11 protein-coding genes are annotated in these 11,543 nt (G+C 65.0%); 7 read left to right on the forward strand and 4 right to left on the reverse strand.

From position 1 onward, the window contains the following. Nucleotides 1–183 precede the first annotated feature (183 nt). The 4 genes from ABIC63_RS28175 to ABIC63_RS28190 all read right to left on the reverse strand — a co-directional run bounded on the left by ABIC63_RS28175 (nt 184) and on the right by ABIC63_RS28190 (nt 3,856). Complete coding sequence (locus ABIC63_RS28175; RefSeq protein WP_354322199.1) at nt 184–663, reverse strand: hypothetical protein; 480 nt, start codon at nt 661–663, stop codon at nt 184–186. 617 nt (nt 664–1,280) lie between these two features. Then, complete coding sequence (locus ABIC63_RS28180) at nt 1,281–1,646, reverse strand: hypothetical protein (RefSeq protein ID WP_354322200.1); 366 nt, start codon at nt 1,644–1,646, stop codon at nt 1,281–1,283. A gap of 657 nt (nt 1,647–2,303) precedes the next feature. Further along, nucleotides 2,304–2,927, reverse strand: a complete 624-nt coding sequence (locus ABIC63_RS28185; RefSeq protein ID WP_354322201.1) for a tyrosine-type recombinase/integrase — start codon at nt 2,925–2,927, stop codon at nt 2,304–2,306. Nucleotides 2,928–3,145: 218 nt separating this feature from the next. Beyond that, entirely contained in the window at nt 3,146–3,856 is a 711-nt protein-coding gene (locus ABIC63_RS28190; RefSeq protein WP_354322202.1) for an SOS response-associated peptidase, read from the reverse strand. A 367-nt stretch (nt 3,857–4,223) separates the two neighbouring features. Between ABIC63_RS28190 and imuA the strand changes: the two genes are divergently transcribed. From imuA to ABIC63_RS28225, 7 genes are all read left to right on the forward strand, one after another. Next, complete coding sequence (gene imuA, locus ABIC63_RS28195; protein ID WP_354322203.1) at nt 4,224–4,982, forward strand: translesion DNA synthesis-associated protein ImuA; 759 nt, start codon at nt 4,224–4,226, stop codon at nt 4,980–4,982. Then, entirely contained in the window at nt 4,933–6,243 is a 1,311-nt protein-coding gene (locus tag ABIC63_RS28200; RefSeq protein ID WP_354322204.1) for a Y-family DNA polymerase, read from the forward strand. The genes imuA and ABIC63_RS28200 overlap by 50 nt, the downstream gene beginning before the upstream one ends. 9 nt (nt 6,244–6,252) lie before the next feature. Further along, nucleotides 6,253–9,354 (forward strand): error-prone DNA polymerase, encoded by a 3,102-nt coding sequence (locus tag ABIC63_RS28205; protein ID WP_354322205.1) that lies wholly within the window; start codon nt 6,253–6,255, stop codon nt 9,352–9,354. Between the two features lie 244 nt (nt 9,355–9,598). Beyond that, nucleotides 9,599–9,961 carry a nuclear transport factor 2 family protein gene (locus ABIC63_RS28210; RefSeq protein WP_354322206.1) on the forward strand — a complete coding sequence of 121 codons (363 nt, stop codon included), beginning with the start codon at nt 9,599–9,601 and terminating at the stop codon, nt 9,959–9,961. Further along, a complete protein-coding gene (locus tag ABIC63_RS28215; protein ID WP_354322207.1) occupies nt 9,958–10,752 on the forward strand; it encodes an alpha/beta fold hydrolase in 795 nt (264 codons plus the stop codon). The genes ABIC63_RS28210 and ABIC63_RS28215 overlap by 4 nt, the downstream gene beginning before the upstream one ends. Beyond that, nucleotides 10,749–11,162, forward strand: coding sequence for a PaaI family thioesterase (locus ABIC63_RS28220; protein WP_354322208.1), 414 nt, complete (start codon nt 10,749–10,751; stop codon nt 11,160–11,162). Before ABIC63_RS28215 ends, ABIC63_RS28220 begins: the two co-directional genes overlap by 4 nt. Nucleotides 11,163–11,187: 25 nt before the next feature. Then, nucleotides 11,188–11,490 (forward strand): putative quinol monooxygenase, encoded by a 303-nt coding sequence (locus ABIC63_RS28225; RefSeq protein ID WP_354322209.1) that lies wholly within the window; start codon nt 11,188–11,190, stop codon nt 11,488–11,490. Nucleotides 11,491–11,543: the final 53 nt, after the last annotated feature.

Raw genomic sequence — 11,543 nt, forward strand, 5'->3', positions numbered from 1 at the left:
AGAGCAAGAATTCGGGCATGTCTATTCAGGTTTGAAGTGGACGTCCGGTTTGGAGCAGCTTGGGCACCGAAGGCGACTGACCGCTACTGGCCGACTGTAGCCTTTGAACGAGGGGGCGAGAAGGGCCCATCAGAGACATTCGCGCCGCCAGAATGCAGACGCTCGTGTGCCACACAGCTAACTTCACTTTGGCGCTTGACGAATACGGCGAAGGGTGTCAGAAAACGCGACTCCAAGTTGCATGCGTTGGGCCGTCTGCAGGTAACGAGGGAAACCTTCACACCGGGCTCGATACACGTCTTCGCCACCCCTTCTCAATTGGATGTAGAAATCTTTCTTGGTGCTTTCGTAGAGCTCTTTAGACCAAGCATCTAGCGCCTCACGCCGACTGACGCTGCCCCCGGCCTTCTGTTCAACTAACCTTTGCCAGCGGGTTTCAATCTCGCCGAGCACGGCAGCGTTACGCGCACGCCAATCCTCAACCGCAATACTGTTTGCTGCAGCACTAGCAGGGAAGTCTTTGGCGCACAAATCTCTCATGGCCTCTACCTGCCGGATTTCGCCGTGGAGCCCGGCGAGATCAACTGCATACTGGTCGCCAGAGGCTTGAGCCGACATTGAAAGAAACGTGGCGAAGATCACATGCAGGATTGAATGACGCATTGGGAGGTTCCACTTTTGGCCGGTTTTTGCCTATCCCGTGAATGGCAGCTCTTGGCCGACAGCGGCATCAAGGGCGATTCTCAAATGCGTCAATCAAAGCATAAAGCTGGTGAAGTTCTTTTTCCTTGCCCAGGTCGCCTTCGAGCAAATCCACCTCATTCTGAACACGATAGAATTCAGCTTCAGTGCGGATCTTTCCGCGCTCAAGTACCCTAGCGAGCCGAGCCTCTTCAAGGGTCAGAAATTCCGGATAGGCATTCGCGCAAGCATCGAACCATGCCTTTGCAACAGCCGAGCGTTGCTCTTTGGAACGCTGGACAGAAGCCCTAGCATATCTCGCCAGCTCTGCTCAAGACCGGTAGTGATTTGCGAGGGTGTGGGCCTAGGGGTAGCCTTTCGAGCCGATTCCACGAAGCTCCGGATCTGGGTGCACATCCTGATCCAGGTTTCTGGCACATGGCCGCCCATTTCATCTAGAGAGTGGCCAAACTGCTCGTACGCGGCACACAACTTCTCGAGTTTTGACATGATGCGAATGCCTGCTTCTGGCCGACTGTAGCCTCTGGACGAAGTCGCGTGAAGGGCCCTAGGCGGACTTTGCACTCCGCGCAAAGCGGTCACTCGTCGAGCTCATTTCCGCCATGCTCGGTGTCGCCAAGTTCTTGACGGGTGGGCGTCTTGCCCTTGATTCGTCGAAGGCTGGTGAACCCTTCTTCGGCTTCCTGAAGCGTGAGCTTCCCCCGATGCACGTCGCCGGCTTTGAACAGCTCGTGTGCCGCTCTGAGCTTGCTCCGAGATGCTTCCCACTGGGCAATCCGTTCTGGGTCTCTGAGTAGCGAACGGACCGATTCGTACCCGTGCTCCAGGCCCACGAACACATCCGCAAGCGTCAAGCCGAACTTGAAGTCGGGAGCGTAGGCTCCAGCCCAAGCTAACGCATCGCGGGTTTGAGCGAATCCCTCGCGCTGGTACCTCAAAGTCATTGATTCCTCAACGTCTGCTGGTGGCCGCGGGCTGCCTTAAGCAAAAGCCGCGATGTCATCCAGCGCGTCTTCAACCCTTCCCGCGACCGCTGGGTCTGCAAGGAGCGGTGTCAGTGCTGCCACCGCCCGCGCCTTCTCCAGATTTCGATGCACCCTTGCAACGTGTCCTAGGCATGTTGCGGCCAGACCTCGGATGTCTGGGTCCGCGTTGGAGAGCTCTTCCAAGCAGCGGTCCTGAGCCCAGAGCCAATCAGGCTCGTGCAACGCGATGGCAATGAGCGCGCGACACACCACCGCCGACGACCGGGAGGCAAGTGCGTCCTCAGCGTCTTGCCGCGAGAGGGGAGAAACGTCGTCAAACCTTTTCATCGGGCAAGCTTATTTGCAGTATTGGGCGGCACGGTCGAATGACAGGTTGTGGCCGGATTCTGCCCATGAAGCCGAGGGACCGGTAGTGGCCGACTGTAGCCGCTGCTTGTACGGGTGCGAAGGGCCCTCAGCAGACCTCGCGAGCTAGGCTCAAAGGAGGGGCAACCGGCTATGACGCCTTAGATTCATGATGTCGTCGCTCCTGTCCAGCGGCCCTTCGCCCCCTGGATCGCATTCTCGTCCGGTACCCCTTCCGGGCGGCACATACCGTCGTCGACCAAATTGCCGTCAAAGCTCGGTTTGCTCCGATATTTCGAGCGCGTCATCTACATCGATGCCGAGATACCGCACGGTTGATTCGAGCTTTGAATGGCCGAGTAGAAGTTGCACAGCGCGGAGATTCTTGGTCCTGCGGTAGATGAGCGTTGCCTTGGTGCGACGTATGGAGTGCGTCCCGTAGTCGGCTGGATCCAGGCCAAGCTGTTCGACCCAATGATCCAGAATTCGGGCGTACTGACGAGTGCCGAGGTGAGGGGATCCGTGCAGCCGGCTGGGGAACAAGAAGTCTTCGGATCTCAGGCACCTCGCCTTGATCCAGGACTGCAGTGCTTCGCGCGTGGCGGCCGTCATCTCAAATTGCACGGGACGCCGCGTCTTCTGCTGCATGACAACGGCACGCGACGCGACTTGGTCGCCGTGGCAGACGTCGCGGACTTTGAGTGCAACGAGGTCACATCCGCGCAGCTTGCTGTCGATCCCGAGGTTGAGCAGCGCAAGTTCTCGTGTTCGATTCTCCATCTGGAGGCGTGCGCGGAGCGCCCAGATATCTTTGGGCTTGAGCGGTGCCTTCTGACCGACGATCTTGCCCTTGTTCCAGGGTTCGCGGTTCACAACAGGGGTGGCGGCTTCCATGATGGTCTCCCATCGAGTGGATAGGTCATGAAGATGCTCCTTCCTGATGCTGCCGTCCACGAGTGACCACGTAGCCCGCATCAGGTCTTGCAAGTGGCCAGCGTCCGCTTCTGATCGAAGCCGCCCTACATGGCTGGGCAGGCGAGCGACTGCAATCAGTCTGAATCTGCCGTTCACGCAAGCGTGTGGGCTCTATTCCTAGCGCGGAGCGTGAGTCATCAGAACAGCCCGCCTTGAGACGGCGGACCTGGGTCAGAACTTCTCGGCAATCCCGCAACCGGCTTCGCCGACACCGAGCGCCTTTGCCTAGCCTCTGGCCGCCCCTTCATCGGCCCATCCCATTGCCGGAAGAACCGAGGCGCCTCAGCCAAGGAGCATGACATCCACTGGTCGTACTCGTCTGGCTTCAGAAAGACAGGCATCCGCTTCTCCGCCCCCGGTTCATGGAACTGGCTGTAGAACGGATGCCCATCGCAGTTCACCGTCAGCATCGTGTAGCTGAACTTCTCGACGCCATGCTCCAGCCACTGGCTGTATAGGCCCGCGATGCCGAAAGGGGTGCCGTCTTCCTTCTCGATGCGCCAACGCTCGCTCGTCAGATCCTCGGCGTACTTCGGCTCGAAGACCGCCTTGGCCGGGATCACGCAACGCAGACCGCGTGCCCAGCTGTCCTTGAAGCTCGCCTTGGTGCTCACCGTCTCGCTGCGCGCGTTGTAGGTGCTGCGCCCGTACGCCACCTCGCGGCGCCAGGGCGGCAGCAGCCCGAAGCGGCCGGCCTCGAACTCACGCCGTCCATTCGCCAAGCGAATGAAGGGGCCGAGCCCAGTCGGATAGAGCTCTGGCGGCGTCTCCGCCTGCGCATCCCGCTGCACACCGAAGAACGCCAGGAGTTCATCGGCATTGGTGACGGGCAGGTAGTTCGCGCACATGCAGCTCATGATAGGACCGCATCCCGAGACTTTTTTCTCGCCACTTCCCACAGAAAGAGGCGCTGGACAAAGGACACCGTGAGAGGATGAAAACGAGGTCGCACCTTTCAGTCAGTTCGACTGCCTTCGACCTGAGACTTCCTCCCTCGCGATCTCTTTGGCCTGCCCCGAGCAGGCCTTTTCTTTGGCTGCGCTGATCTCGGCCACAGCTCCGCAAAGCTGGCCTTCCTAGAGGCCGCTCACGAAGTTTTCAGCTCGGCGCGCCTTCCAAACCGGCGCGGGATCAGATACTGTATGCACATACAGTTTAACAATCCCCATGTCTGCCGCTGCCCTGCCCCACTGGTCCGAGCCGGATCCACCCCCTATGGCTCCCGCGAGACCACGCGCCATTCCGACGCCCGGCGAGATCCCGCAAGGCGTCTGGCGCGGCAGTGAGCTGGGCAGCCAGATCGCCGAGACAGTGCCTTCGGGCTGGGCGGCGCTGGATGCTCAGTTGCCCGGCGGCGGATGGCCCCGCCGCTCCCTCACCGAAGTGTTGGCGCCCCAAGCGGCCGTCTGCGAATGGCGCCTGCTGGGCGGCGTGCTCGGTCAGGTGGCGTCTGCGGGCGGCCAGATCGTGCTGGTGGGCCCGCCCAAGCCCCCCCACCTGCCGGGCCTACTGCATGCCGGCATCAGTGCTGCCCAGGTGATCTGGGTGAAGGCCGAGACGCCTGCCGAGCGCTTGTGGGTCACCGAGCAGATGATCAAGTCCGACGCCGCAGGTGCCATCGTGGCCTGGCTGCCTCAGGCGCGCCAGGAGCAGATCCGGCGCCTGCAGGTCTGCGCCCTCACCTGCAAGGCTCCCGTCTTCCTGTGCAGACCCGAGGCGGCCCGGCATGACTCCTCGGCTGCCCCGCTTCGCCTGCACACGACCTTCCTGCTGGACTGGGAGCTGGAGGTCGACATCTTCAAGCGCCGTGGCCCCGCCATGCATGGGCCGCTCCGCCTGCCCTCCATTCCGGGCGGCCTGTCTTCCATCCTCACGCCTCGGCTGCTGACGCCGAGCCGCCTGACCCAAGCCAAGGAGGCCTCGCATGCTGTGGGCAGCCCTGCTCCCCGCACTCGAGAACACGCCCTCCACTGAGCTGCTGCACGGCGCCGCGCAGTGGGCCATGCAGTACACGCCCCGCGTCACGGTCCTGGAGGCCTCGGCGCTGGCGATGGAGCTGTCGGCGAGCACGCGCCTTTTCGGCGGCAAGCGCCTGCTGGTCGAGCGCGTGCGCAACGAGGCGGCTGAACTCGATCTGCGTGTGCCAAGTTGGGCGCCAACGAGTCTGGCTGCCCTGGCGCTGGCCCGGGCTGGACAGACCAACGGCTTCAGCAAGCCGCTGGCGGAGGTGCTGGATGCCCTGCCCTTCGACGCGCTGAGCGCCGCCCGGGCGCATGAGGCGACCCTGTCCCGGCTGGGCTGCCGCAACCTGGGCCATGTGCGGGCCCTGCCGCGTGGAGGCCTGAGTCGGCGCTTCGATGCCGGCCTGCTGACCGCCATGGACCAGGCCTATGGGCTGCGGCCGGAGACGCATGCCTGGGTGCAACCGGCGGACCGCTTCGCCCAGCGCCTGGAGCTGATGTCACGGGTCGAACTGGCCCCGGCGATGCTCTTCGGGGCGCGGCGCCTGCTGCTGCAGCTGTGCGGCTGGCTCGCCGCCCGACGCAGCGGGACCACCGCCATCACGTTGAAGTGGTGCCATGACGTCATGCGCTCGAAGACGGCCGGCGACGGCGGCGAACTCACCGTGCGCACGGCCGAGATCACGCGCAACGTCGAACACCTGTCGCGCCTGCTGGCCGAGCACCTGGCCAAGGTCGAGCTCAAGGCGCCGGTGGGCGATCTGGAACTGATCGCCGACGAGGTGCAGCCCATGGAGGAGCGCAGCGCCGCCCTGCTGCCCGATCCTGCGCAGAGCGGCGAATCTCTCGCGCTGGTGCTGGAGCGCGTCGCCGCACGCCTGGGCCCCGAGCGCGTGCTGCGCCCGGTGACCGCGGCAGACCACCGCATGGAGTGGATGGTGCACTGGCAGCCTGCCGACCAGCCGCTGCCCCGAAAGGCCGTCCACGACATCTCGCTGCCGCAGCCCACGTTCATGCTGCCCCAGCCGCTCAAGCTGGCGGTGCGCGGCGACCGGCCGATCTACCAAGGGCCGCTCATCATGCTGTCAGGCCCCCACCGGGTCGAGGGCGGCTGGTGGCACCGGCTCTCCGACGACGCGGGCCAGCAGTCCACCGCCAACGTACTGCGCGACTACTGGGTCGCGCTGAGCGAACACGCCGGCGTGCTGTGGGTGTTCCACACCCGCCTGGACGACGAGCGCAGCGCCTGGTTCCTGCAGGGCGTCTTTGCGTGAGGCACACCCATGGCGCTTTCCCACTACGCCGAGCTTTGGTGTCTCTCCAATTTCTCTTTCCTCCACGGCGCCAGCCATCCTGAAGAGCTGGTCGAGCGCGCCCACGAACTGGGCTATTCGGCGCTGGCCCTCACCGACGAGTGCTCGATGGCGGGCATCGTGCGCGCGCATGTGGCGGCCAAGGAGGCAGGACTCAAGCTGCTCATCGGGGCACAGTTCAAGGTCGAGCACGAGGCCGCGTTCACCTTCATCGTCCTGGCCCGCAACCTGCAGGGCTACGGCAACCTGTGCGAGTTCATCACGAGTCTGCGGCGCAGCGCGGACAAGGGGACCTACCGGCTGACCTTCGGCCACCTGGCCAAGCAACGCTTCGAGAATTGCCTGGTGATGCTCGCCCCGCCGCGCGGCACCACTTCTGACCACCTGAACGCCCTTACCGACTGGTTGCAGGCGAGCTTCGAGGATCGATGCTGGCTGGTTGCGCTGCGCGAGCGCGTGCTGGGCGACGAGATGTGGCTGCACCAGTTGCGCCAGGCGGCCAACGCCTTCGGTGTGCCCGTCGTGGCCGCTGGCGATGTCCACATGCACGTGCGCTCCCGCAAGCCGCTGCAGGACGTCCTCACCGCCACCCGCATCGGCAAGCCACTCACGGAATGCGGCCTGGCCCTTCAACCGAACGCCGAGCGCCACCTGCGCACCCGGCTGCGACTGGCCCAGCTCTACCCCGCCTCACTGCTGCGTGAGACCTTGCGCGTGGCCGAGCTCTGCGACTTCTCGCTGGACGAGCTGCGCTACCAGTACCCCGACGAGGTCGTGCCGACGGGCGAGACCCCAGCCTCCTACCTCCGGCGCATCACGTACGAGGGCGCAGGCCGCCGGTGGCCGGAGGGCGTCTCGGCCAAGGTGCAGCAGCAGATTGAGCACGAGCTCTCACTCATCTCGGAGCTGCACTACGACCACTACTTCCTGACCGTCTACGACATCGTGCGCTTCGCCCGCTCCCGGCACATCCTTTGCCAGGGCAGGGGCTCGGCGGCCAATTCGGTCGTCTGCTATTGCCTGGGGGTCACCGAAGTGGATCCGGCGCGCATGTCCGTGCTCTTCGAGCGCTTCATCAGCCGGGAGCGTAACGAACCGCCGGACATTGACATCGACTTCGAGCACGAGCGGCGTGAAGAAGTCATGCAGTACCTGTACCAGAAGTACGGGCGCGACCGCGCCGCCCTCGTGGCGACGGTGATCAGCTACCGCCCACGCTCGGCCATCCGGGATGTGGGCAAGGCCCTCGGCTTTGACCTGGAGACGGTGGATGCCCTGGCCAAGGGCCACCAGTGGTGGGACGGCCGAGAGGTGCGACCGGAGGCCTGGGCCGAGGTCGGTCTCGATCCCGAGGACCTGCAGGTGCGCCAGCTCGTGGCGATCACGCAGCAGCTGATGGGCTTTCCGCGCCACCTATCGCAGCACGTGGGCGGCTTCGTGCTCACCCGCGGTCCGCTCGCCCGCATGGTCCCCATCGAGAACGCCTCAATGGTGGACCGCACGGTGATCGAGTGGGACAAGGACGATCTGGATGCCGTGGGCCTGCTCAAGGTGGACTGCCTGGCCCTGGGCATGCTCACCGCCATCCGCAAGTCGCTGGAGTTCATCGGGCAGCGCAGGGGCTACCGCTTCGAGATGCAGGACATCCCGGCGGAGGACAGCACCACATACGACATGATCTGCAAGGCCGACACGGTGGGTGTGTTCCAGATCGAGAGCCGGGCTCAGCAAGGCATGCTGCCGCGCCTGAAGCCCCGCTGCTTCTACGACTTGGTGATCGAGGTCGCCATCGTGCGACCGGGGCCGATCCAGGGCGGCATGGTCCATCCCTACCTGAACCGGCGCCAGGGCAAGGAACCGGTGACCTATCCGAGCGAAGCCCTGAAGGAGGCGCTGGGCCGCACCCTGGGTGTTCCCGTATTCCAGGAACAGGTGATGCAGATCTCCATCCTCGCTGCCGGCTTCACGCCGGGCGAGGCGGACGGGCTGCGGCGCTCGATGGCCGCGTGGAAGCGCAAGGGCGGGCTGCAGCAGTACTACGACAAGATCGTCAACGGCATGACCGACCGTGGCTACGACGAAGCCTTCGCCAAGAGCATCTTCGAGCAGATCAAGGGCTTCAGTGAATACGGCTTTCCGGAAAGCCATGCGGCCAGCTTTGCGCTGCTGGTCTACGCCAGCTGCTGGATCAAGTGCCATCACCCGGCGGAGTTCCTGGCAGCCATGCTCAACAGCCAGCCGCTGGGGTTCTATTCGCCTTCGCAGCTGGTGCAGGACGCGAAGCGGCATGGCGTGGTCGTGCGGCCCGCGGACGTGATGCACAGCCAGGTGGATTGCTCGCTGGAGGGATTGCCGTATCCGCCGGCGGTGCGGCTGGGCCTGCGCATGATCGACAAGCTCAAGGGTGAGTCGGCGCATCGGATCGTCCAGGCGCGGGAGCAGGCGCCGTTCGATAGCGCGGAAGACCTGGCCCGCCGCGCTGGTCTGGAGCAGCACGAGCTGAAGATCCTTGCCGCAGCCGATGCGCTGATGAGCCTGTCCGGCCACCGGCGCCAGCAAGTCTGGGATGCTGCGGCACTGCGACGAGCGCCGGTCCTGCTGCAAGACGCGCCTGTGGATGAAGACTACCTCGAGCTACCCGAGGCGCCCGAAGGTGAGGAGATCGTGTGGGACTACCGATCCCTCGGCCTGACGCTGCGCCGCCACCCGCTTGCGTTGCTGCGGGAGAAGCTCAAGGCCAAAGGCCTCAGCACCGCGGCTGACCTGCATCACCTGCCCAGCGGAAGGCAGGTGCGGTACTGCGGCATCGTGACGCTGCGCCAGCAGCCGGACACGGCCAATGGGACGATCTTCGTGTCGCTCGAAGATGAGACGGGCGTGGTGCAGGTGATCTGTTGGAAGAGCCTGCGAGAGCAGCAGCGTGAGGTGCTGCTGCGGTCTAGGCTGCTCGCTGTGCGCGGCGAATGGCAGCGCGAGGGCGAGGTGCGGAATCTCATTGCTCACCGGCTCGCGGATCTTTCAGCGCTGTTGGGGCGGCTGGCCGACTCAGCGGAGAGTCGGGATTTCCGATAAAGGTGGTTCATCCTGTTATAGGCACTTGTCGCTTCCGCGAGGGCGGTCTGCTGTCGCAACGAGCAACGCTTCAAACTGACCTTGCATGCCAGTTGACGTTGCAGCGACAGGCCGACGACTTCGTTCGCTCGCATCTGCATGCGGCCATGACAGCGCTCCGGCGCGGCGCCACCATGACCTGCGAGGTCATCGCTTTTCACCGTCCGGCTCCACACACTCGGTGCACCTCAACCAGGAGCTGAACATGATCGATCCGAACACCCTTGCCCACGACTACCTGGCCGTGTGGAACGACGCCGACGACGCCTCGCGCGGCCGCCGCCTGGCCGCCAACTGGCGGGCCGATGCCCGCTATGCCGACCCGATGATGCAAGGCGAAGGCCGCGACGGCATCGCCACGATGATCTCGGCGGCGCGCGCGCAGTTTCCCGGGCATGCCTTCACCCTTCGCGGCACGCCCGACACGCACGGGCACTTCGTGCGCTTCTCGTGGACGCTGGCGCCGGACGGCGGCTCCGCGGTAGCCGCCGGGACGGACGTCGTGCGGCTGGATGCCGAGGGCCACATCGCCGAAGTGATCGGCTTCCTCGACGGTTCCGCCGCATGAGCCGCGCCTCGATACCACGCGGTGACGGCCACGTGCTCCATGTCCGCGACTGGGGCGAGGGGCCGCCCGTGGTCCTGCTGGCAGGCTGGGCCATGGACGGCCGCATCTGGGGTGAGACCATGCTTCACCTCAATGCCGCCGGCCTGCGCACCGTCGCCTACGACCGCAACGGCCACGGCCGGTCCACCGACCGGCCCGGCTACGACTACGACGCCCTGGCCGACGACCTGGCCGCGGTGCTTGAAGGCCTGGACCTGGGCGACGTCACGCTGGTGGCCCACTCGGGCGCGGGCGGCGAGGCCCTGCGCTATCTCACGCGCCATGGCCGTGAACGAGTTACCCGGCTGATCCTCGTGGGCGCCACCGGTCCGCGCGTGATCGGCCAGGGCGGGATCACGGCCGAGATGGTGGAGCTGCTGTGCGAACAACTCGGCAGCGACCTGTCGGCCTGGATCGACGCCAACATCGGGCCCTTCGCGCCTGGCACCCCTGTGCGCATCAACGACTGGATGGCTGCCATGGTGCTGGATTGCTCTCGGCGTGCGGTCGTGGAGTTCCAACGGACCATCGCCCACAGCGACCTCTCGGCAGATGCAGCGGGCCTCGACGTGCCGGTCACCGTCATCCACGGCGATCGCGACGCTTCCGCACCGCTGGACCTCAGCGGCCGCGTGTACGCCCAGACGATCCCAGGCGCCGAACTCGTCGTCTACGAGGGCGTGGCGCACGGCGTCATGGTCACGCATGCGCGCCGGCTGGCCGACGACATTGCGCGGCGGGCAGCGTCATGATCGCGCCCGACATCGCGCACGAACTCATCGCGGCGCGGCTGCTCGGTTCACCCGTCGCGCTGCGGCTCGGCCTGCGCCTCGCCGACGCAGAACCTGGCCGGGTGCAGGTGCGCCTGCCGTTTTCGGCCGACAACGTCACCGAAGGCGCGATGGTGCATGGTGGGGTGATCGCCACCTTGGCCGATGTCGTGGCCGTCGCCACCGCGGTGTCCGCGGCCCATCGACCCCCAGCCGGGGGGGCGACCGCCAACCTGGCAATCAGCTATCTCGCGCCGGCCGACAGCTGCCTGCTGCTCGCGACCGGACTCGCGCTACGCAGTGGGGCGCGCCAGCATGTCGTCCGGGTGGAAGTTGCCAGCGACACAGGCCTTGCAATCGCGCAGGCGCTGGTGACCGTGGTGCTGACCTGATCCGCCGCGACAAAGGTATCCATCGATGAACGAGACCTACGTGATCACCTTCGAGGTCAAGCCGACGGAGGTGGAACGCTTTCACGCGTTGCTGGACGGCGTGCTCGATGCCATGCGTAACGAAACCACCTTCGTGCGAGCGGCACTGCACGTCGATCCGGACCGGCCAAACAGGTTTCAGCTGCACGAAACCTGGAGCGACCGTCAGGACGTGCTGACAGTGCAACTGCAGCGGCACTACCGGAGGGATTGGCATGCCGCCCTGGCGGAAGTCCTGGCCACGCCTCGGAACATCACCATCTGGACGCAGCTGCGGGCCGATCCGTGAAAATTCTCCCAGGCTAGAACGAAGTCCTATTTCTGGGTGCCGGCTCGGCGATC

The sequence above is a fragment of the Pseudacidovorax sp. 1753 genome (assembly GCF_040544975.1).
Lineage (GTDB): Bacteria > Pseudomonadota > Gammaproteobacteria > Burkholderiales > Burkholderiaceae_C > Xenophilus.